Below are 21,581 nucleotides of genomic sequence, written 5' to 3' on the forward strand. Positions count from 1 at the left end.
AGGAGCTGTCCATGACCGCCACCAGGACCCTGTACCGGGACCTCACCCTCATCGACGGGACCGGGGCCGCCCCCGACACCGACGCGGTGGTCGTGGTCGAGGGAGACACCGTCGCCTACGCCGGACCGCGTGCACAGGCCCCGCAGAGCCGCCCCGGCGACCGTGAGGTGACGCTCGGGGGGCGTACGGTGTTGCCCGGGTTCATCGACACGCACGTGCACATGGAGTTCGAGAGCGGCAAGGACCTGGCGACCAACAACGCCTCGGTGTCGCGCAGCCTGCACGCGTTCGAGGCCGGCGACCGGATGCGGCGCACGCTGGAGGCCGGCGTGACCTCGGTGCGCGACCTGGGCGGGGCGGACACCGGGTTCCGGATCGCGCAGGAGTGCGGCCTGGCGCGCGGCCCCCGCATGAAGATGGCGGTGCGCCTGATGAGCCACACCGGCGGACACGCGGACTTCACGCTGCCGTCCGGGCAGAACCCGCACGACTGCGAGCACACCACCGTGGAGATCGCCGACTCCCCGCAGGAGGCCGTGGTCGCCACGCGCCGATTGGTGCGCGATGGTGCCGACGTCATCAAGGTCTGCGCGACCGGCGGCCTGTCGAGCCCCTCGGACGGACCGACCGACGAGGGCGTCACGGAGGAGGAGATCGCCGCGATCGTCGCCGAGACCGCCAAGCACGGCGGGCGGCCGGTCGCCGCGCACGCCCAGGGCGCCGCGGGGATCCGCAACGCGGTGCGCGGCGGGGTGACCAGCATCGAGCACGGCTACCTCATCGACGACGAGGGCATCGACCTGATGCTGGAGCACGGCACGTTCCTCGTGCCGACCCTCGCCACGTTCGACTTCGAGGACCGAGCCCACCTCATGACGCAGAAGGCGATCGACACCAAGCGCGCGTTGGCCGAAGAGACCTACCGCCGGGTCTCGCACGCCGTCGCGCGCGGGGTGCGTGTGGCCATGGGCACCGATGCCGGCATCTCCGAGCACGGGAGGAACCTGCGCGAGCTGGCCCAGCTCGTCTCGGTGGGGCTGTCCCCGATGGCGGCGATCGTGGCCGGGACCCGGGACGCCGCGGAGCTGAACGGCACCGTGGACCGGGTGGGCACGGTGGAGGCCGGAAAGCTCGCCGACCTCGTCGTGTGCGCCGCAGACCCGCTCGCCGACGTGTCCCTGCTAGGCGACCCGGCCAACGTCGAGCTGGTGCTGCAGGGCGGGGAGACGGTCAAGGACATCCGCTGACCGCCTCCCCTCCGGGCCTGGGCGTGTGAGGCCCGTCCGGGCCCGTCAGGCCTTCCTGCGCTGACGCACCGACTCGGCCAGGCCGGAGAGCACGCTCTCGGTGGTCTCCCATCCCATGCACTTGTCGGTGATGGACTGCCCGTAGGTCAGCTCCGCGGGGTCGCCCAGCTTCTGGTTGCCCTCCTCGATGTAGCTCTCCAGCATCACACCGACGATGCCCTTCTGGCCCTCGGCGAGTTGTTCGCCGATCGAGGCGGCGACGGTCGGCTGGCGCTTGTGGTCCTTGCCGCTGTTGGCGTGGCTGGCGTCGATCATCAGACGGCGGGGCAGCCCCGCGCCCTCGATCACGTCCAGGGCCTGGCCCACGTGCGCGGCGTCGTAGTTCGGGCCGCCGCGGCCGCCGCGCAGGATCACGTGGCCGTCCGGGTTGCCGTCGGTCACCACGACCGAACCGGCGCCGCGCGGGTCCACACCGAAGAACGTGTGCGAGGCGGCGGCGGCGCCCACAGCGTCCACGGCCACCTGCACGTCGCCGTCCGTGCCGTTCTTGAACCCGACCGGCGTGCTCAGGCCGCTGCTCAGCTGGCGGTGCACCTGGCTCTCCGTGGTCCGCGCGCCGATCGCGCCCCAGGAGACGACGTCGGCGATGTACTGCGGGGTGATCGGGTCGAGGAACTCCGTGCCCGCGGGCAGACCCAGCTCGTTGATGTCCAGCAGCAGTTCGCGGGCGGTGCGCAGGCCGCGGTGCACGTCGTAGGTGTCGTCCAGGGCCGGGTCGTTGATCAGGCCCTTCCACCCCACGGTCGTGCGCGGCTTCTCGAAGTAGACGCGCATGACCACGCACAGCTCGTCGCGCACCGACGGCACGAAGGCCTTCAGGCGCCGGGCGTAGTCCATCGCCGAGGCGGGGTCGTGCACGGAGCACGGCCCCACCACCACGAGGAGGCGGTCGTCCTGGCCGTCCAGCACCCGCTTGACCTCGGTGCGGGCGTCGGCCACCAGGGCGCTGCTCTCGGCGCCCAGGGGGAGCTCGGCCAGCAGGTCCTTGGGGGCGATGAGCGGCTGGTAACTGGCCACCCTCGTGTCGTTCGTGCTCGGCATCGTGCCTTCCCCTCGGTACGAGTGTCACGGGTGTCCGTGCCGGGCCTCGGCGCCCGGCGGGAGTCCGCTCTTTCCGGAGTGGACGCTGCGGAGGCGCTGCCGATTCCGACAGGGCGAACGAACCTGTGTCCCACAAAGTGAGACGGGTGGGGGTGTCCGTTCTTCGGGGGGAGCCGGCCGGTCAGTCCACGAGGTCCTCTTCCCAGAACTCGTGGCGGTTGCGGGACCCGTCGATGACGGATCCGCGGTCGGCCTCCGCGCGCCGCAGTTCCACCCGCCGGATCTTACCCGAGACCGTCCTGGGCAGTTCGGTGAACTCCACCCGTCGGACCCGCTTGTACGGGGACAACCGCTCCCACGAGTAATCGAGGACCGACCGTGCGGTCTCCTCGTCGGGGGAGGCTCCCTCGGCCGGGACCACGAACGCCTTGACCACGGACAGCCGCAGGGGATCGGGGGAGGGGACCACCGCGACCTCCGCGACGGCAGGGTGCTCCGACAGCACGCTCTCCAGTTCATATGGTGAGATGCGGTAGTCGGAGGCCTTGAACACGTCGTCGGTGCGGCCCACGTACGTGAGGAACCCCTCGTTGCCCCGTACCGCGATGTCGCCCGTGTGCAGCACCCCGCCGCGGGTGGCCTCCCGCGAGAGGGCCTTGTCGTCGGCGTACCCCTGCATCACACCGACGGGCCCCTGCTCGAGGTCGACGCACAGCTCTCCGGGGTCACCGTCGGCCACCGGCTCCCCGGACTCCTGGTCGAGGAGCACGATGTCGTGACCGGGCAGGGCGTGGCCCATCGACCCCGGTACCACGACCTGGCCCGGAGCGTTGCCGACCAGCATCGTGGTCTCGGTCTGCCCGAACCCGTCCCGCACCGTAAGGCCCCAGGCCGTGCGCACCCGCTCCACGATCTCGGCGGTCAGTGGCTCACCCGCCGAGACGACCTCCCGCAGCTGCACGTCCCGGGAGGCCATGTCCCGTTCCGCGAGCATGCGCCACACGGTCGGGGGCGCACACAGGGTGTCGACCCCGCGTTCGGCGAGCTCCTCCAGCAGGCGGTCGGGGTCGAAGCGCAGGTGGTTGAGCACCAGCACCGTCGCCTCCGCGTTCCACGGCGCGAACACACTGCTGAACGCGTGCTTGGACCACCCGGGTGCCGAGATGTTCAGGTGCACGTCACCGGGTTGCACGCCCAGCCAGTACATCGTCGACAGGTGCCCGACCGGGTACGAGACCTGCGAGTGCGTGACCAGTTTCGGCAGCGCCGTCGTTCCGGACGTGAAGTAGATCAGGTACGGGTCGCCGGGGTCGGAACGCTCCGGCGGGCGGAACTCCAGCCCTGCGTGCTCGGAGTCGGCGTAGCTGAGCCAGCCCTCCATGTACCCCACACAGATGCGGGTCCAGTGGCCCTGCAACCCGGCGAACTTCTCGGTCTCCGGCGGTCCGCAGATCACGTGTGCGATCTCCCCGCGGTCCAGTCGGTCCACGAGGTCCGTCTCGGTGAGGGCGACCGGGGTGGGGCACAGGACCGCGCCGAGCTTGAGCGCGGCGAGCATGCACTCCCACAGCTCCACCTGGTTGCCGAGCATGAGAAGGACCCGGTCGCCGGCGTGCACACCCTGGGAGTTCAGCCAGTTCGCGACCTGGTTGGAGCGTTCCGACATGTGCCGGTAGGTGTAGCGGGCGTGCGAACCGTCCTCCTCGACGATCCACAGGGCGGTGCGGTCGGGGCGGCGCTCGGCGACCTCGTCGAAGTGGTCGATCGCCCAGTTGAAGTCGTCGGGTGCCGGCCAGGTGAACCGGTGGTGCGCGGTGGCCTGCTCCAGACGCAGCTCCAGGAGCAGATCGCGTGCGGCGCGGAACTCCGCCGCACCGACGGAGGCATCGTTCGACATCGCTTCGCCCTCCGGGTCGCTGGGACGGGGAGGCCGGCCGGGGCGGTGTCGGCGTGCTCGCGGTGTGCGCGCCAGGGCCCCGTCCGGACCGACCGTGCGGGGGTTCCTACCCGGGATCGGGACGGGTGACGCCTGTCGTGCAAGGGGTGGGAGGGACCGGGTTCTCCCGGGTGTGGGGGCGACCCCACCGCCGTAGGATGTCGGCCATGGAGGAGCTGCGTGGACGACACGGAACCTGGCGGCTGGGCACCGACGAGGTCCGGTTGTCCTTCTCGGCGGGGCGCCGCGTCCCCGCGCTCCTGAAGGCCCTCGGGTCGTGCTCCGTCCCCCTGGGTGCGATCGCCGGCGTCGACTTCGACCGGGGCGACCGCAGGCACGGGTGGCGTATGCGCCTGCGTCTGGTCGACGGCGCCGATCCATACGCGGAACTGGGCGCCGCAGAGAGCGAGGACCTCACTCCGCTCCTGCTCACCGGGCCCCACGACAAGGAACTGCTCGCGGAGTACTTCGCCGACCAGATCGCCTCGTCAGCGCGGATGGAACGCGAGACGTCCGGGACCCCCGCCTCCGTCGACGTCGCCCGGTCCCTGGTCGCACGGTTGCCGTTCCACGCCCGCACGGGGGAGGGGCGAGCCGACTTCGACGGCAACCGTGTCCGCCTCACCTGGGACGGGTTCTTCGCCGGCACCGCCAAGGGCACCGAGGAGCACCGCGACTACCCCCTCGCGGAGATCGAACGGGCCACCTGGCATCCGCCCGTGGACCTCAGCGAGGGGTGGCTGCGCATCGTGCTGCGCGGGGTCACCATCGTCGAGGCCACCGACATCAGCCACGACTTCTTCACGCTGGCCACCCACGGGGCGAAAGGCAGTGAGGAGGCGTTCCTCATGGCCGCCACCGTCAACGCCCACCTGGCCGGGGGCGGGGCGCACAGTGGGGCCGTCGCCGCCGGTCCCGGTCCCGAGGAGATCGAGGCCGCGCCCGACGGTGGGAACCGCGACAGCGGCGAGGCGGTCTTCGCCAAGATCCGTGAGCTCGGTCGGTTGCGCGACGAAGGCCTGGTCACGGATGAGGAGTTCGCCGCGAAGAAGGCCGAGCTGCTCGCCCGGATCTGAGGAAGGAGACCGGGTTCAAGTCCGGCGCCGCAACCCGCGGCGCACCACCCCGACAGCCACGGAAAGGCCTGCAACGTGCGCACCCTGTACCCGCCGATCGAACCCTACGACTCCGGGATGCTCGACGTCGGCGACGGCAACAGTATCTACTGGGAGCTGAGCGGCAATCCCACCGGAAAGCCGGTCGTCTTCCTCCACGGCGGCCCCGGCGGCGGCACCAACCCGAACCAGCGGCGCCTGTTCGACCCGGAGAAGTACCGCATCCTCCTGTTCGACCAGCGCAACTGCGGGCGGTCCACCCCGCACGCGAGCGGCATGGACACCGACCTGTCCGCGAACACGACCTGGAGCCTCGTCGAGGACATCGAACGCCTGCGCGCGATGGTCGGCGTGGAGTCCTGGCAGGTCTTCGGCGGCTCCTGGGGCAGCTGCCTGGCGCTGGCCTATGCGCAGACCCACCCGGACCGTGTCACCGAGCTCGTGCTGCGCGGGATCTTCACCCTGCGCGAGGAGGAGATCGGCTGGTTCTACCAGTACGGCGCGTCCATGCTGTTCCCCGACCTGTGGGAGGACTACCTGGCGCCCATCCCCGAGGAGGAGCGTGACGACCTGGTGGCCGCGTACGCGCGCCGGCTCAACGCGCCCGACCGGGAGACCCGCCTGGAGGCGGCCCGCGCCTGGAGCGTGTGGGAGGGTTCCACGGTCACGCTGCGGCCCGACCCCGCGGTGCGTGAGCAGCACGCCGGGGCCGAGTACGCTCTCGCGTTCGCGCGGATCGAGAACCACTACTTCAGCAATCTCGGGTTCTTCACACCCGGCCAGCTCATCGAGGGCGCCGAGCGTATCCGCCACATCCCCGGGGTGATCGTGCAGGGGAGGTATGACGTGTGCACGCCCGTGCGTACCGCGTGGGACCTGCACCGGGCGTGGCCGGAAGCGGAGTTCCACATCGTCGACGACGCGGGGCACGCGTTCAGCGAGCCGGGGATCATGGACCGGCTGCTGGAGGCCACGGACCGGTTCGCGAAGGTCTGAACGGCGCGGGGCCGGGGGTGGCCTCCCGGCCCCGCTCGTCCGGGCCCCGGCATCACGAACAGCATCCGGGGCACGGCGTCAGTAGGATCCGCCGTCCCCACGCGGGACGGCGCAGTTGCTGCGCGGGTCGGGACCGGAGGCCCTGCCACCGTCCTCGCGCGTGGCGTCACCGGGGCCCACGTCGGTGGGTTCGACGTGTCCGCCGACCTCGAAGGGTCCCTCCTCCTGCAACAGGGCCGGGCTCGGGAGGGCCCGCGTAGCGCCCGTGCTCCGGGTACAGGGCTCGGTCCGGGTGCGCTGAGGGAGGGGCCCGCCCTGCCTGTGTGCCCCGTGCGGATCGTCCGGGACGTGTGGTTCCCGTGCTTCGCCCGATCCCGTTGCCTCCTCCGGCTCGTGCTCCGAGGGGTGCCTGTGGCGTTCCGTGTCCGGCCGGTGGTCCCGGAGATCCTGCTCTGTGCCTTCTCGGTCCGGTTCCATGCCCGCACCACACTCCTGCTCGCCTCGTGCTCGTGTCGATGAAGGCTGGGACACGCCCAGATGGCACGGGGTTCTGCGGTGGCCGGGAACGGCCGACCGATCTGGCCCGGATGCGTTCGGTGGACGCAACGGCCGGAGAGGCAACATGTTCCATATGGGGCGAAATGCTCCCCAGGGGCCCTGTTCACGCACGGAACGTGTTCTAGTGTCGGGGTGCATCCGCGCAAGAGGAAGGAAGCACGAGCATGCGAGTCGAGGTCGACTACGACCAGTGCGAGAGCAACGCCCTGTGCATGGGACAGGCCCCTGAGGTGTTCGAGGTCCGCGACGACGACTTCCTGTACCTGCTGACGGAGGAGCCGGGGTCCGACCAGCACGAGAAGGTCCGGCAGGCCGCGCGCCTGTGCCCGAAGCAGGCCATCACCGTTCACGAGTGACGGTTCGCCGTACCCGGGTCGCTCCATGCGGTGCGCGAGCGCCGACGGGTGTGCCGCATGGAGCGTCGACGAGAGGAACCCGTGTCTCTCGGATGGGCCCTTCCCCGTCTTCCGCGAGAAAGCCGGGCAGCCACAGAAGGATCCGTCGGCCGGGAGGGTCCGGCGCTCGCCTCCGCTGAGGACCGGTACCCGGGCAGGACGGCTCTGCGCCGGCTGAGCGCGGAGGGGGCCACCCACGAGCAGACCTCGGGCGATCGCCGACGAGCTGCTCCTGGGGCTCAACGCGCGCCGGCGGCGGCCAGCGCCTCTTCCCAGGTGGTCGGTTCCTCCAGGAGTGCGCGGTAGCGCATGGTCCGCGGCGTGGACCGCAGCCCGACCACGCCGGTGAGCATCCCGTCGCGTCCGAGGAAGGCCACGAACTTCCGGTCCTCGGGCGAACCGTGCACGAAGGTGACCTGATCGGCCGGGGCGCCCTGGCCCAGCAGCTGGATCTTCATCTTGTATTGGTCGGACCAGAAGTAGGGCACCGGGGTGAAGGGTGTGGGCTCCTCACCGGCGGCCCGGGCGAGCAGGTTGCGCGCGGCGATCTCCCCCTGTTCACCCGCGTTGGTCCAGTGCTCCAACCGGATCCGGCCGCCGAACCGCGGGTGCGGCCAGTTCGCCAGGTCGCCCACCGCGTAGACGCCCGGAACCGAGGTCGCCGAGTACTCGTCGCAGGCCACCGACCCGTCCTCGAGCAGGTCGACGCCGGAACCCACGAGCCACTCGGTGTTGAGGTGCACGCCGATCCCCGCGACCACCAGCGTCGCGGGGACCTCGGAACCGTCGGAGAGCTGGACCCGCTCCACTCGGCCCGAGCCCTCGTACCCGGTCACGCTCGTGCCGAGCCGAACGTCGACGCCGTTCTCCCGGTGCAGGTCGGTGAGGACCTCGCCGACGGCCGGGTGCACCACCCGCGTCATAGGGGTCTCCTCGGCCTCCACGAGCGTGACGTCCATGCCGACGGCCCGCGCGCTCGCGGCGACCTCGGCGCCGACGAACCCGGCGCCGACGACCACGAGACTGCCGCCGGAGTCGAACTCCGCGCGCACCGCCTCGGCATCGTCGAGGGTACGCAGCACGTGTACCCCGGCCAGGTCGGTGTCGGGCCGCCGCGCCCGCGCGCCGGTGGCGATGACCAGGCCGTCGTAGGGAACTCTCTCCTCCCCGGCGGGCCCCTGCACGCGCACCTGCCGGGCGCCGGTGTCCAGGCCCACGGCACGGCGTCCCAGCCGGAAGTCGGCCCCGATCGCCTCCACGACGGTCTCGTCGCGCAGCTGCAGGGCCCGGTGCCCGGCCAGCCATCCGGGCTCGCCGCCGGACGGGGTCAGCCCGGCCCCGGTCAGGACCTCCTTGGACAGCGGAGGGCGGGAGTAGGGCCGGTGCTCCTCCTCACCGACGATCGTCAGTCCCCCCAGGTAGCCCTGGGTCCGCAGCGTCTCGGCCGTGTGCAGCCCGGCCGTGCCCGCGCCGACGACGACGATCTCCTCCGTGTTCTCCCGCACCGTGTGCCACTTCCCTTCGTGTCCGTTGGTCTGCCGTGGCCGGCCTGGACCGGGCCTACAGCGGCCGTACCTCGCCCACGGGCTCCCCGCCGCCCTCGACGTCCACACGCAGCCGGTCGGCCACGGCCGAGACGTCGGCGCCGAGCGCACGCAGGGCGTCGAGCCCGACCAGGGTACGGGCCCTGAGCTGGGCGTCGCCGTCGCTGATCTTGACCGCGACGGTCTCCCCGGCGGGCGTGCTCAGCACCAGGACCCCGTCGGCTCCGACCTTGGAGACCAGGCCCGGCATCCGCTGCATGAGGTCGGTGTCGACCCGCTCGTGCCCGGTTCCCGAGACGTACTCCGGGTGCGCGCTCATCGCCTCCAGCACCGCGCGTTCCGGGCTCCCGTCGGGCGCGGTCCGCATCGACCACAGCCCCCGGGCGAGCCCGGCGAGGGTCACCGCCGACTGCGGAGCCCCGCACCCGTCCACGGCGGTGTGTGCGACCGGTTCGCCGCAGAGGTCCTCGATGGTCTCGCGCACCAGTACCTGCAGGGGGTGGCCGTTCTCGCGGTAGTCGTGCGTGCTCCATCCGCTGCGCACACACGCGGTGAGGAACCCGGCGTGCTTGCCCGAGCAGTTCATCAGCACCGGCTCCGGCTCACGCCCGCCCCGGATGTGGTCCGCCTGCGCCGCCTTGGTACCGGGGATGTCCGGCGGGCACTGGAGCGCGTCCGGGGCCAGACCGGCCTTGGCGAGCATCCGACCGACCTCGGCCGCGTGGAACGCCTCACCGCCGTGGCTGCCCGCGGCGATCGCCAGCGCCTCGCCCTCCAGGTCGGCGCCGGCGCGCAGCATCGCCACGGCCTGGAACGGCTTGGCGGAGGAACGCGGGAACATGGGCCGGTGCACGGGGCCGCGGGCGTGTCCGACACGACCGTCGGGGGACAGGCCGATCACCGCTCCGTAGTGGACGCTCTCCTGCATCCCGGACCGGACCGCCTCTGCCAGCGGCACGTACTCGGGGCTCGGGTTCTGGGGCATGGGAGGGGATCTCCTGCTCGTCGAGGCCCGGGCGGCGCGGGTCGCGCACCGCCGGGCGGTCCTGTGGGGGAACGTGCACCCCGGGGGATGCATCCGCCCAGAACGCCGCAGGCGGTTACTTTCTTCCTGCCTCGCCGCCCATCCCTGCGTCGGCGGAAAAGCCTGTCCGAGGTGGGCAGTAGGGTCGGATGCCGTACCCGGGCGCGGACCGGGACGATCGACGGCCAGGAGGGTGGAACACGACGATGGGAACGCTGCGAACGGGTGCTCTGACCCGCCGACGGGTCGGGGTACGGGCGGCGGACCTGGAGTATGCGGTGCTCGACATGGAGACCACGGGTCTGGACCCGGGTTCGGGTGCCCGCGTGGTCGAGCTCGCGGTGGTGCGGGTGCGCGGCGACGGCAAGGTCGTGGAGGAGTTCAGCACCCTGGTCGACCCGCGTGCGGACGTCTCGGGGCAGGAGTTCCACGGCATCGGCGACAGCGACGTCCTGGGCGCCCCCACCGTCGCCGACCTGGTGCCGAACCTGACCCGTCTGCTCTCCGGTGCCGTGGTGGTCAGCCACAACCTCGACTTCGAGCGGCGTTTCCTCGGTTCGGAGCTGGTTCCGGGCGGGCTCCCGGAGGGGCAGGCGGGCCTGTGCACGCTGCGTGCACTGCGTTCCCAGCTCGATCTGGAACGCTACTCGCTGTCCAAGGCCTCGCACGCGCTCAGCGGGCGCTGGCCCACTGGACAGCACACAGCCCTCGGTGACGCGCGGGCCTGCGCGATGCTCCTGGTCGAGCTCATCTCCAACGCGCCCGGGACCCTCCGCTACCGCGGTCCGGTGCCGCGTGTGCTGACGGCCCCGCGTTCGAACCGGCCCGAGCCGGTGCGCTGGAAGCCCCGGACCCTCCCGCTCCCGGGTGGTCTGGAGGCGCCGCGCAGCTGGGGGTCCCCGTGGCGCGTGGAGGAGCTCGATCCCCTGCTGTGCGGGGGCGCCTTCGGAGAGACGGACCGGATGATCGCCGAGCGGGCCGCCCGCAACGGGACCCGGGCCCGGCGCCGAGTCGCAGCGGCCGCCGCGGTGGCCGGGGGGGTGGCCGCGACCGCCGCGGGCGGCATGCTGGTGCGCCTGGCCGGTCTCAGAAACCGGACAGGGTGAGGAAAAAAGCGATGATCAGGGCGCTGCCGCCGACCGCGGTGAGCAGCGCTCTGCCCTGCTCGGTCAGCCGGGCCGACGCCAACCGCACACGTGGGCGTTCGACCCGTTCGGTGGCGGCGACAGGACCTGGTCGGGCGGGGACGCGCGGGGGCACGACACGTCCGGGGACGAACTGCGGCACCTTGTTGAACATGGCGACCGCGACCAGCGCGGCGCCGAGGAGGATCAGCACTAGGGGCACGTCGGGGCCTCACGAGTAGCTTGCTCGGTCTGGGGCCCCTGATTCTCACGGATGCCTCCGTCCGGTAGCGACTCGATATCGCCTGGTCAACACGGCAGGCCGTGTTCCGGGCGCGCCATTATCGCGCTGGGTCACACCTGGCCACTCTCCGCCACGGGTTTCGGCACCACGGTGTCGACGGTTTCGGTGGGGACGCCCAGGCCGCGCAGAGTGAACCGGGTGATGAGCGCGTGGGTGCGGTCGAGGTCGGCCTCGCCCTGCACGAGCGGGATGCGCTGGGACCCGACCATGGACAGCGTGAGCCCCGCGGTGGCGTGCGCGGGCAACGGGTCGAACTCCCCGGAGGAGGCGCCCTCCTCCAGGATCTCGCTCAACAGCCGCTGCATCGGGGCGACGTGGTCGGCCAGACGCTGGTAGGCGTCGGGGCCCAGGCTCGCGCCGAGCTCGGCGGCCGGCGGGTGCGGGTGCTTGACGATGCCTTCGAGCTGGAGCCGGACGAACGCCGACAGGCGCCGCGCGCACGAGACCCCCGATGGGAGTTCCTGGCGGTAGCGCTCCACGAAGGCGTTGTTGATCTGCTCGGTGAAGGCCAGCAGCAGCGCCGGTTTGTCCGGGAAGTAGTTGTACAGCGCGGTGCGCGTGATACCCGCGGCGCCGGCCACGTCGGTCATGGATATCCGGTCGATGCCCTGGGACTGGATGAGTGCGTCGACCGCCTCCATGATGCGCTCGTGTGTGCGGGCACGGTGCGCGGCGATGGTGGGGGCGGTGATCTTGGGCATGTCCCCATGGTGTCACGCCGCGCACCCCCGCCGGGGCCGTCCGGATCAGGGCGCGTAGGTGCGGCCGAGGTCGGCGAGGACCTCGGTGTTGAGCTGGTAGGCCAGTCGGGTCTCCCGCAGCAGGGCGTGCTCCCCGGTTTCCGACAGGTCCAGGGCGTCGAGGCGTTCCCGGTAGCGCGCGCGGAACTTCGGCAGGCTTCCCAGGGCTCCGAAGTCGTAGAAGCACACCCCGGGGGAGCCGTCGAACCCGTAGGTGCCACGGGCGGCCTCGGAGATGAACTGCCCCCCGGAGACGTCGCCGAGGTAGCGCGTGTAGTGGTGCGCGACGAAGCCCGCGGGGTGGTCGGCCATCTGCTCCAACCGGGCCACGTAGGTACGGGTGGGAGCAGTGGGGGAAACGAGGCGGTGCCAGCCGTCGCCGAGCAGGTACGCCAGATCCCGTTCCAGGGCGGGGACCCGTTCGAGCTCTGGCTCCAGGAACGGTGCAGCCACCGGGTCGTCGCTCAGTGCGCGGCCGACCTCCTCCAGTGCCAGGTAAGCGAAGTAGTGCTGGGCGACCATGGCGGTGTAGCCGTCCAGGCTGAGGCGCCCGTCGAGCAGAGCCTGGGTGAAGCCGTGCTGCTCGGCGGCCTCGTGCTCGTCCCAGGTGGCGGTTTTGAGCCGCTCGGAGAAGGGGGAGGGGGTCTGCTGGGTGGGAGGTGCCGCAGCCGTGGCGCTCACTGTGGTCTTCCGCCTTTCCGTCGGCAATTTCGTGACATGATGTCATTTCCCGGGGGAGCGGTGTCAAGTGGGATACGACAACCTGTCACCAACGGTCGCGGGGCGCGGCGGTGCTCCTCCCGGCGTCCGCGGCCCCCGCGAGACCGCGCGGGATGACCCGCGGGGTCCGGGACTGCGTGCACAATGGGGATGCGGTTCCACCTGCAGGCATCGGATGTCTCTCGTCGCGCTCGCTGGTCAAGCGGCCGACACGGCGATTATCTTGTGGGTGTCGTGCGGTCGGAACCGCCGGTGGGGCCCGGGCCGCCTGCCCGGGCCGGTCTGCACGAGCAGTACCAACGCCTCCGGTCCGACCGGAGGCGATGAGTGGAAACCAGGAGCCCAGGGCACGACCCCGTGCCCGTGACCGGCCAGGGAGCGGTCGACGCCGCCCCCGGCGCCGGTGCTGTCCACGGAGGACACACCGGCCCGACTCCCCGGGTGGCGACGGCGTCCTGAACAAGCGGGTGGAGGCTACCGTCGAATCGGTTGACGTACTTCTGGTCGAGGACGACCCCGGCGATGCGATGCTGGCCGAGGAGTTGCTCGCCGACACGGTCCTGACGACCCGTATCACCTGGGTGGAGACCCTCAAGGACGCCAAGGAGAAGCTCCGCAACTTCCGCGGTTGCGTCCTCCTGGACCTCAACCTCCCCGACGGGCAGGGCCTGGACCTGTTGCGCCAGGTCCTCGACGCCGCGCCCTCGGCGGCGGTGGTGGTCCTGACCGGCCTCGACGACGAGCACGAAGGACTGGCCGCGGTCGCCGCCGGCGCCCAGGACTACTTGGTCAAGGGCCAGGTCGACGGCTCCTTGCTCGCCCGCAGCCTGCGCTACTCCGTCGAACGCAAGCGTGCCGACGAGAACGTGCGCAAACTCCGTGAGGCCCGCATGCGCGCCCGCGAGAACATGCGCCTGGAACGCGGTCTCCTACCCCAGGTGCTGTTGGAGCGCTCCCCGCTCAGCCACCGCGCCTACTACCGTCCAGGCCGCAAACGCGCACTCGTGGGCGGTGACTTCTACGACGCCGTCGAGAAGGACGGCACCACCCACGTGCTCATCGGAGACGTGAGCGGCCACGGCCCCGACGAGGCCGCCCTCGGCGTCAGCCTGCGTATCGCCTGGCGCGCGCTCATCATGGGCGGGGTCGCCGAGCACGAGGTCCTGGCCAACCTCGAAGGCATCCTGGTCAGCGAGCGCGCCCAGGAGGAGATGTACGCGACGCTGTGCATGGCCTGCCTGGACACCGGGGCCGATCGCATGCGCGTGCGCGTGCTCGGACACCCGCCGCCCATGGTCATCCGCGACGGCACGGTCGAGGAGATCGAGGCCTCGCCGCAGCCCCCGCTGGGGGTGTTCCCCGTGGAGACCGATGCCGAGCCCGACGTCTTCCCCCTGCCCGAGGGCTCCAGCGTGCTCTTCTACACCGACGGGCTCGTCGACGCCTTCGACGACGGCCCGCCCGAGCGCCTGGAGGTCCGGGGTCTGCGCCGTCTCGTCGGCCGTGTCCTGGGGCAGGGGGTGTCGCTGAACCATCTGCCCGAGCACGTCGTCGACGAGGCCGAGCGCAGCAACGGCGGCCCGCTGCAGGACGACGTGGCCATGCTCCTGGTCAAGCACGGGGAGCCGAAGTGAGCACTGGTGGCGGCCCCGAGGACCCCGACGAGCCGCGCGGCCCCGAGGCCCAGGGTCACGAGGGTCCGGAGCAGGGCCAAGACGAGGCCCGGAGCGACGGTTCCGGGAACGCAGGGGACGGAGAGGGCGCGAGCGCGCCCGAAGGGAAGGCCGACCCCGGCGGCGGTCCCGCGCCCGGCGGCCCCGAGGCCGGGGCGGAGACGCCCCCGGACGGTGAACCCGCCCCCGGTGACGACGCCGGTGCGGACCCCGGCGACAGCGATGCCCCCGAGGGCGAGGCCGGGCCCCGCCCCGACGCAGGGACCCGGTTCGTACACGCCGCGCCGCGCCCGCGCGTGCGCTCCACCCACGAGTCCTGGAGCCTGCGCCGCCGCGTCACCAGCCTGCTCACCGTCGTCGCGGTCGTCCTGGTCGTGGCGGTCTCGGTCATAACCCTGGCCGCGTTCCAGGCCCGCGACTCCCTGAGTCTGCAGGTCGACTCGCTCACCCCCGCGGTGAGCGCCGTCGAACAGACACGTGCCTCCTACTTGAGCCAGGACCACGCCCTGCGCGGCTACATCCTGACCCAGGACCGCGACTTCCTCCAGCCCTACGTCGAGGCCCGCCTCAACCTGCTGGAACACCAGGCCGACCTCAACCAGCTCGCCGAGGACAACCCCGACGTCGCCGAGAACATCGACGAGCTCCTCGAGGCCGGCGAGGTATGGTCCGACGAGTTCGCGGCCCCCGCCCTGGAACAGGTCGGCAACGGCGAGACCCCGTCCCAGGCCGACCTCCAGCGCGGCCGGGTGCTGTTCCTGGAACTCGAGCGCATCAGCGACGCCACCAGCCAGCAGCTGCAGGAGGAGATCGAGGAGGCCCGCAGCGGTCTGACGCTGGCCACGCAGCAGGTCGTCGCCCTGCTGGTGCTCGTCGGGCTCGTCGTGGTGTTCCTGTCGGTGTTCCTGTGGGTCATGCTGCAGCAGTGGGTGCTGCGCCCTCTGGAGGAACTGGCCGGGCACATGCGCCAGGTCTCGGAGGGGTATTACGCCCACCGCATCTCGCTGCACGGGCCACCGGAGATCGTGCGTCTGGGCCAGGACGTGGACTCCATGCGCGAACGCATCGTCCAGGATCTCGACGAGGTCGCCTTCGCCCGCCGCAAGCTGCAGGAACAGTCCAGGCTCCTGGAGAGCCAGACCGAGGAACTGCGCCGCTCCAACCTCGAGCTCGAGCAGTTTGCCTACGTGGCCTCCCACGACCTGCAGGAGCCCCTGCGCAAGATCGCCAGCTTCGTGCAGCTCCTGCAGCGGCGCTACCAGGGCCGACTCGACGACCGGGCCGACTCCTACATCGTCTTCGCGGTCGAGGGCGCCAAGCGCATGCAGACGCTCATCAACGACCTGCTGGCCTTCTCCCGGGTCGGACGCACCAAGAACTTCGCGCCCGTGGACCTGGACGTGGCCTTCACCGACTCCCTGGTCAGTCTGTCGGCTCGCCTGGAGGAGGCCGAGGCCGAGGTCACCGGCGACCGCATGCCCACGGTCGAGGGAGACCGGACCCTGCTCACGCAGGTCTTCTTCAACCTCGTGGGCAACGCCGTGAAGTTCCGCGGCCAGGACCCGCCGCGCGTGCACGTCGGCGTGCGCCGCGAGGGTGACGAATGGATCTTCTGCTGCACGGACAACGGAATCGGAATCGAACCGCAGTACGCGGACCGCATCTTCGTGATCTTCCAGCGGTTGCATACGAGGGACAAGTACTCGGGCACCGGGATCGGCCTGTCCATGTGCAAGAAGATCGTGGAGTTCCACGGCGGCCGGATCTGGTTGGACACGACCGAACGGGAGTCCGGGCAGACCGGGACCCGCATATGCTGGTCCCTGCCCGTGGCGTCCGAGGAGGAGGGCGAAGAGCCCGCCGAGGACGGTGAGGGCTCCGAGTCCGCCGACGCCGGTACGGGTCCTTCCCGAGGACCCGACAGCGGTACGGTTTCCCCCGACGACTAGGGGTCCTCCCCCGGCCACCGGGGGTCTGTGAGCGTGAGCGAGGTCATGTTGGTGCATCCGATCGAGGTGCTGCTGGTCGAGGACGACCCCGGTGACGTCCTGATGACCAAGGAGGCGTTCGAGGAACACAAGGTGGGCAACCGCCTCCACGTGGTCTCCGACGGCGTCGAGGCCCTGCGCTTCCTCCGCCGCGAGGACGAGTACTCCGAGGCACCCCGGCCCCACTTGATCCTGCTCGACCTCAACCTGCCCCGCAAGGACGGGCGCGAGGTCCTGGAAGAGGTCAAGGGCGACGAGGAGCTCGCGCACATCCCCGTGGTCGTGCTCACCACCTCCGAGGCCGAGGAGGACGTGCTGCGCAGCTACCGACTGCACGCCAACGCCTACGTCCCCAAACCCGTGGACTTCGACCAGTTCATCCAGGTCGTACGCAAGATCGACGACTTCTTCGTGACCATCGTGCGCCTGCCCCAGGCCTGAGGACCCCTCGGGAGCCCGGAACCCCTGCGATACGGGGACACCACGCGGACGGGCGGCGGGCCGCCCTGGCCGTTCTCCGTTACGGTGAGGGGCATGAGCTTGCCGAAGCAGCGCGACCCCCAGGGCCCCTACCGTGTCGTGGTGGTGTGCCTGGGCAACATCTGCCGCTCTCCCATGGCCGAGAAGGTGCTGCGGGCGGATCTCGAACGCGCCGGTCTGGGTGACAGGGTCGAGGTCACCAGCTCCGGTACCGGTGACTGGCACGTCGGCGGCGCGATGGACCCCCGCGCGGCCTCCACGCTGCGGGTGCACGGGTACTTCACCGAGCACACCGCGCGCCAGTTCCGGCCCTCCGACCTGGAACAGGCCGACCTCGTGCTGGCGATGGACCTCGACAACCACGACGAGGTCTCCACGGCCGTCGTGGAGGACGGCCCCGACCACGGCTTCGATCCCTCGCGTCTGCGCCTGTTCCGCTCCTTCGCCCCGGGGACCGGCCCCAACCCCGAGGTGCCCGACCCCTACTACGGCGGGGACGACGGGTTCACCGCTGTGCTGAACATGATCGAGGCCGCGGCCAAGGGGCTCACCGACGAGCTCGACCGGGACCTGGGCCCCGAGGACTGAAGGTGGAGGGCGAACCGATCGCGCGCGACATCAGGGGGCCGGGCGCGGACTCCGGCTCCCCCGGCCGGGGCGACCACCCCCGGGACCCCGTCACCGGAACCATGGCCGAGCGCCTGAGCGTGCTCCTGGACCGGCCCGTGCGCCGCGCCGCCGGCGCGGGCACCAGTCACGACTGGGAGATCTTCTACGCCGAGCTCGACGACGGCACCCGCCTGTTCGTCAAGGCTCTGCCCCGCCGGGCCCCGGCCACCGGGGTGCTCACCGCCGAGGCGCGCGGGCTCACCTGGCTCGGTCAGGCCTTCGGTTCCCCCGCGCTGCGTCCGCTGGCGTGGGACGCGCGCATCGTCGTGCTTCCCTGGGTGGCCGAGGACGAGCCGACGCCGGCCGCCGCCGAACGGCTCCNCACCTGACCGGGGCCGAGCAGTACGGGGCGCCTTGGGACGGCTACATCGGTCCGCTGCCGATGGACAACACACCCTCCGACGACTGGCCCGCCTTCTTCGCCGAGCAGCGGCTGCGCCCCTACCTGCGCCACGCCCTCGACCAGGGGTCGCTCACCCCCGCCGACGGCAGGGTGATCGAACGCGCCGTCGACGCGGTCGGCGAGCTGGCCGGGCCCGCCGAACCGCCCGCCCGCATCCACGGCGACCTGTGGAGCGGCAACGTGCTGTGGCGGGGCTCGGACGCCGTGCTCATCGATCCCGCGGCCCAGGGAGGGCACCGGGAGAGCGATCTGGCGATGCTGTCCCTGTTCGGCCTGCCGTACCTCGACCGTGTCCGCGACGCCTACAACGAGGTCGCGCCCCTGGCCGAGGGTTGGCGCACCCGTGTGGCCCTGCACCAGCTGCATCCGCTGCTCGTGCACGTCTGCCTGTTCGGCGCCGCCTACCGCACCACCGCCCTGGACGCCGCCCGCACCGCCCTGCGCGGCGGCTGATCCCGGGTCCGGAACGCGCGTGAGGGTGGTCACGGGCGGGCCGTCCAGGGCTGCGCGGGTGGTTGGATTGAGGGCATGGAGCACGAACACGACGGCCCCGACCTGCACGTGGCCCTTCTCGGGTACGGCAAGGGCGGAGAGGTCTTCCACGCGCCGCTGATCGACGCCGTTCCCGGGCTGTGCCTGGCGGCCGTGGTCACCGGCGACCCCGAACGGCAGAAGGCCGTGCACGAGCGGTACCCCGACACCACCGTGTACACGAGCGCCGACGAACTGTGGGCCGAGGCCGACCGGTACGAGATCGCCGTCGTCTCCACCCCCAACGACACCCACGCACCGCTGGCCCGGGCGGCGCTGGAGGCCGGGATGGCCGTGGTCGTGGACAAGCCCTTCGCCCTCACCGCGGCCGAGGCACGCGAGCTCACGGCCCTGGCCGAAGAGCTGGAGCAGGTGCTCACCGTCTTCCACAACCGGAGGTGGGACTCCGACTTCCTGACCCTGTGGCACCTCGTCGACGACGGTTCGCTCGGCAGGGTGCACCGGTTCGAGTCGCGGTTCGAGCGGTGGCGGCCCGAGGCCAAGGGCACCTGGCGCGACGCCGGCGCGGTCGAGGCCGGGGCGGGGATCCTCTACGACCTGGGCCCGCACCTGATCGACCAGGCCGTGAACCTGTTCGGACCCGTGACCGCGGTGTACGCGGAGGCCGCGGCCCTGCGCGAGGGCGTGCAGGCCGACGACGACGTCTTCCTGAGCCTGCACCACACGCGCGGGGGGCGTTCACACCTGTGGATGAGTGCGCTGACCGCCGAGTCCGGTCCCCGATTCCGGGTCCTGGGAGACGCCGGGGCCTACGTGGTCGAGGGCCTCGACGGTCAGGAGGAACGCCTCGGCGCGGGTGAGGATCCGCGCGCCGCCGACTGGGGCGTGGTGCCCGAGGAACGCTGGGGCCGACTGGTCACCGGCGAAGGGGCCCGCCCCGTCCGCAGCGCACGCGGCGCCTACCCCGAGTTCTACGTCGGGGTGCGCGACGCCGTGGGCGAGGCCGAACCCCTGCCCGTGGACCTGCACGAGGTCGTGCACGGACTGGAGATCGTCGAGGCCGCCCACCGCAGCGCGCGCACCGGGGCGGTCGTAGAGCTCTGAGCCCGGGGCCCCGGGGTTCGTCGGGCGTCAGTGGACGCGGGGTTCCTCACCCGCATGCTCACGAGAACCGAGGCCCTGTCCGAGCACGACTTCCGTCGCGGCCGGCCCCGGTTCGCGGAAGGCCGTCCGGAGACCGACGCCCGGATCCTCGACCCCCTCGCGCGCATCGCCGGGGACCGGGCGGCCGCCCGGGCAGGTCGCCCTGGCCCGGGTCCACCACTGCGCGCAGGTGCAGGGGCTGCCGGTCGTGCCGATCCCCGGAACCCGCAAGGTGCACCGGCTGGGGGGGGNAGAACGCGACCGCCGCAGGCCCGGAGCTGAGAGACGGTGTGCTCCAGGAGCTGGACACCCTCGCCGAGCGGGTGTGGGGCCGGTACGCGGACCTGACGCTCACCTCCGCCGGCCCGCGCGCCGAGGGCGGCTGACCGGACCCCCGGTGGGGGCGCCGACGGAGGCTACCGTGCCTGTGGAAGGCGTCCTCACCTCTCCTTCTTGCGCCTATGTTGGGAGGTGCTCATCCCCCGGGACCCGCAAGACGAGAAGGAGAGGTGCCGTGGCTCAGGTACTCGTGGTCGCAGACGACCTCACCGGTGCAAACGCCACCGGTGCCAGGTTCGCCCGCACCGGCATGCGCGTGGCCACGGTGACCCCCGAACACGTCAGCCGGGTGTCCGGCGACCACGACGTCGTCGTGGCCAACCTCGACAGCCGCCACGTTCCCGCCGAACAGGCCGCGGACCTGGTCACCGACGTGGTCGAGGCGGTCTGGCCGGTCGGGCTGGTGGTCAAGCGCACCGACACCACTCTGCGCGGCAACATCGGGGCGGAGCTCGAGGCCGCCTACGACGCCGTGCGCGAGCGGGTTCCGGCCGGAACCCGCGTGCGCGTGCTGTTCACACCGGCGTTCCCCGGCGGTGGGCGCATCACTGAGGACGGAGTGCAGCTGCTCAACGGGGTCCCGCTGGAGAGCACCGACCTCGCGCAGGACCCGTTGTGGCCCATGGGCACCAGCGTCGTGCGCGACATCCTCGCCGAACAGACGGAGCTGGCGGTGCGGCACGTTCCGGTCCGCCAGGTCACGCACGCGATGCTCACCGCGGAGCTGTCCTCGGGCGACGAACCGATCGTGCTGTGCGACGCCAACTCCGAGCAGCAGCTGTCCGACATCGCCGAGGCCGCGGCCGCCGCCCACCACGAGGACGGAACCGTGTGGGTCGCCGTCGACCCCGGCCCCACCGGCGCGCTGCTCGCGTACGCGCTGCGCCTGCGCGGGCAGGCCGGCACGCGCGGGCCGTTGCTGGGGGTATCGGCCAGCACCACCACGCTTACCGCGCGTCAGTTCACGACCGTGGCCCGCACCGGCGCCGTGCGTTTCGTGGACCTGGACGCGACCGCCCTGAGTGACCCCGCCGACGCGCACGCCGGCGCCGTGGCCCGGGAGCTGACCGAGCAGTTGACCTCGTCCGGGTTCCCGGACCTGTGCGTCCTGCGGCTGATCAGCAGCGCGGAGGACGTGCGGGCCCTGCCGTCCCACGACCGCGCCGAGCTGCCCGTGCGTATCGCGCGGCTCGTCGCGGAGGTCATCCACGAACTCGCCGACACCGAGGGGCCCCAGGCCTTGCCCAGCGGCTTGTACCTGACCGGGGGAGACCTGGTCGCGAGCCTGCTGGACGAGCTCGGGGTGCATGCGTTCGCGGTAGGAGGCGAGGTCGTGCCGCTGGCCGTGCACGGCCACCTGAGCGGGGGACCGCTGGACGGGACGCCGGTGGTGGCCAAGGGAGGCCTGGTCGGGGACGAGATCACGCTGGTGGAGTGCCTGGCCAAGCTCCGGCGCGCGGTGCAGACCCGGCTTCACCAGGTGCACTCGGAGGTGTCTGAACACGTGGTCCCTGTGTTGAGCAAGGACCCTGCCTGAGGTTGACGGCTTGTGGTTGGGGTGGGTGGTGTTCGTCGTCGGGTCGAGCGTAG

At 71.7% G+C, this 21,581-nt stretch carries 18 protein-coding genes and 2 pseudogenes; 12 read left to right on the plus strand and 8 right to left on the minus strand.

The window, feature by feature from the left end; all coding sequences use genetic code 11:
* Nucleotides 1-11 precede the first annotated feature (11 nt).
* Nucleotides 12-1,247, plus strand: a complete 1,236-nt coding sequence (locus D474_RS0124550) for a metal-dependent hydrolase family protein (RefSeq protein WP_017616130.1) — start codon at nt 12-14, stop codon at nt 1,245-1,247.
* 45 nt (nt 1,248-1,292) lie between these two features.
* Here D474_RS0124550 and D474_RS0124555 read toward each other — a convergent pair whose 3' ends face one another.
* Nucleotides 1,293-2,348 carry a 3-deoxy-7-phosphoheptulonate synthase gene (locus tag D474_RS0124555; RefSeq protein ID WP_017616131.1) on the minus strand — a complete coding sequence of 352 codons (1,056 nt, stop codon included), beginning with the start codon at nt 2,346-2,348 and terminating at the stop codon, nt 1,293-1,295.
* 181 nt (nt 2,349-2,529) lie between these two features.
* Nucleotides 2,530-4,245, minus strand: coding sequence for an AMP-binding protein (locus D474_RS0124560; protein ID WP_017616132.1), 1,716 nt, complete (start codon nt 4,243-4,245; stop codon nt 2,530-2,532).
* Nucleotides 4,246-4,451: 206 nt separating this feature from the next.
* Here D474_RS0124560 and D474_RS0124565 point away from each other — a divergent pair, with 206 nt between their 5' ends.
* Together D474_RS0124565 and pip are read left to right on the plus strand one after the other, a co-directional pair.
* A complete protein-coding gene (locus tag D474_RS0124565; protein WP_017616133.1) occupies nt 4,452-5,360 on the plus strand; it encodes a DUF4429 domain-containing protein in 909 nt (302 codons plus the stop codon).
* 75 nt (nt 5,361-5,435) lie between these two features.
* Nucleotides 5,436-6,395 (plus strand): prolyl aminopeptidase, encoded by a 960-nt coding sequence (pip, locus tag D474_RS0124570; protein WP_017616134.1) that lies wholly within the window; start codon nt 5,436-5,438, stop codon nt 6,393-6,395.
* 78 nt (nt 6,396-6,473) lie between these two features.
* Here pip and D474_RS32440 read toward each other — a convergent pair whose 3' ends face one another.
* Nucleotides 6,474-6,626, minus strand: coding sequence for a hypothetical protein (locus D474_RS32440; protein ID WP_161628708.1), 153 nt, complete (start codon nt 6,624-6,626; stop codon nt 6,474-6,476).
* Between the two features lie 491 nt (nt 6,627-7,117).
* Between D474_RS32440 and D474_RS0124580 the strand changes: the two genes are divergently transcribed.
* Nucleotides 7,118-7,309 (plus strand): ferredoxin, encoded by a 192-nt coding sequence (locus tag D474_RS0124580; protein ID WP_017616136.1) that lies wholly within the window; start codon nt 7,118-7,120, stop codon nt 7,307-7,309.
* A gap of 278 nt (nt 7,310-7,587) precedes the next feature.
* On the opposite strand, the gene D474_RS0124585 is transcribed toward D474_RS0124580, so the two are convergent.
* Both D474_RS0124585 and D474_RS0124590 read right to left on the minus strand, forming a co-directional pair.
* Complete coding sequence (locus D474_RS0124585; protein ID WP_017616137.1) at nt 7,588-8,853, minus strand: NAD(P)/FAD-dependent oxidoreductase; 1,266 nt, start codon at nt 8,851-8,853, stop codon at nt 7,588-7,590.
* Nucleotides 8,854-8,908: 55 nt separating this feature from the next.
* The gene (locus tag D474_RS0124590; RefSeq protein ID WP_017616138.1) at nt 8,909-9,877 is read right to left on the minus strand and encodes an asparaginase; all 969 of its coding nucleotides are present in this window, start codon (nt 9,875-9,877) and stop codon (nt 8,909-8,911) included.
* A 245-nt stretch (nt 9,878-10,122) separates the two neighbouring features.
* On the opposite strand from D474_RS0124590, the gene D474_RS0124595 reads away from it, so the two are divergent.
* Nucleotides 10,123-11,022, plus strand: a complete 900-nt coding sequence (locus D474_RS0124595) for a 3'-5' exonuclease (protein WP_017616139.1) — start codon at nt 10,123-10,125, stop codon at nt 11,020-11,022.
* On the opposite strand, the gene D474_RS0124600 is transcribed toward D474_RS0124595, so the two are convergent.
* From D474_RS0124600 to D474_RS0124610, 3 genes are all read right to left on the minus strand, one after another.
* Nucleotides 11,003-11,263, minus strand: a complete 261-nt coding sequence (locus D474_RS0124600) for a hypothetical protein (RefSeq protein ID WP_026118776.1) — start codon at nt 11,261-11,263, stop codon at nt 11,003-11,005. The genes D474_RS0124595 and D474_RS0124600 overlap by 20 nt on opposite strands.
* A 131-nt stretch (nt 11,264-11,394) precedes the next feature.
* Entirely contained in the window at nt 11,395-12,045 is a 651-nt protein-coding gene (locus tag D474_RS0124605; RefSeq protein WP_017616141.1) for a TetR/AcrR family transcriptional regulator, read from the minus strand.
* 45 nt (nt 12,046-12,090) lie between these two features.
* Nucleotides 12,091-12,765, minus strand: coding sequence for a biliverdin-producing heme oxygenase (locus D474_RS0124610; RefSeq protein ID WP_017616142.1), 675 nt, complete (start codon nt 12,763-12,765; stop codon nt 12,091-12,093).
* A 479-nt stretch (nt 12,766-13,244) separates the two neighbouring features.
* On the opposite strand from D474_RS0124610, the pseudogene D474_RS29965 reads away from it, so the two are divergent.
* The 7 genes and pseudogenes from D474_RS29965 to D474_RS0124650 all read left to right on the plus strand — a co-directional run.
* A pseudogene (locus D474_RS29965) lies at nt 13,245-14,438 on the plus strand (PP2C family protein-serine/threonine phosphatase); the annotation flags it as partial.
* The gene (locus D474_RS29970; protein ID WP_017616144.1) at nt 14,435-16,426 is read left to right on the plus strand and encodes a HAMP domain-containing histidine kinase; all 1,992 of its coding nucleotides are present in this window, start codon (nt 14,435-14,437) and stop codon (nt 16,424-16,426) included. The pseudogene D474_RS29965 and the gene D474_RS29970, both read left to right, overlap by 4 nt.
* A gap of 45 nt (nt 16,427-16,471) precedes the next feature.
* Nucleotides 16,472-16,906: a response regulator gene (locus D474_RS0124625; RefSeq protein ID WP_026118777.1), complete on the plus strand. Its 435-nt coding sequence runs from the start codon at nt 16,472-16,474 to the stop codon at nt 16,904-16,906.
* Between the two features lie 93 nt (nt 16,907-16,999).
* Nucleotides 17,000-17,533 carry a low molecular weight protein-tyrosine-phosphatase gene (locus D474_RS0124630; RefSeq protein WP_017616146.1) on the plus strand — a complete coding sequence of 178 codons (534 nt, stop codon included), beginning with the start codon at nt 17,000-17,002 and terminating at the stop codon, nt 17,531-17,533.
* 2 nt (nt 17,534-17,535) lie between these two features.
* Nucleotides 17,536-18,470 (plus strand): annotated as a pseudogene (locus D474_RS29975) (fructosamine kinase family protein).
* A 75-nt stretch (nt 18,471-18,545) separates the two neighbouring features.
* Nucleotides 18,546-19,613 carry a Gfo/Idh/MocA family oxidoreductase gene (locus D474_RS0124640; RefSeq protein WP_017616147.1) on the plus strand — a complete coding sequence of 356 codons (1,068 nt, stop codon included), beginning with the start codon at nt 18,546-18,548 and terminating at the stop codon, nt 19,611-19,613.
* Nucleotides 19,614-20,166: 553 nt separating this feature from the next.
* On the plus strand, nt 20,167-21,528 hold the full coding sequence (locus D474_RS0124650; RefSeq protein WP_017616149.1) for a four-carbon acid sugar kinase family protein: 1,362 nt from the start codon (nt 20,167-20,169) through the stop codon (nt 21,526-21,528).
* The last annotated feature ends 53 nt before the right edge of the window (nt 21,529-21,581 follow it).

The sequence above is a fragment of the Nocardiopsis salina YIM 90010 genome (genome assembly GCF_000341025.1).
Classification (GTDB): domain Bacteria; phylum Actinomycetota; class Actinomycetes; order Streptosporangiales; family Streptosporangiaceae; genus Nocardiopsis; species Nocardiopsis salina.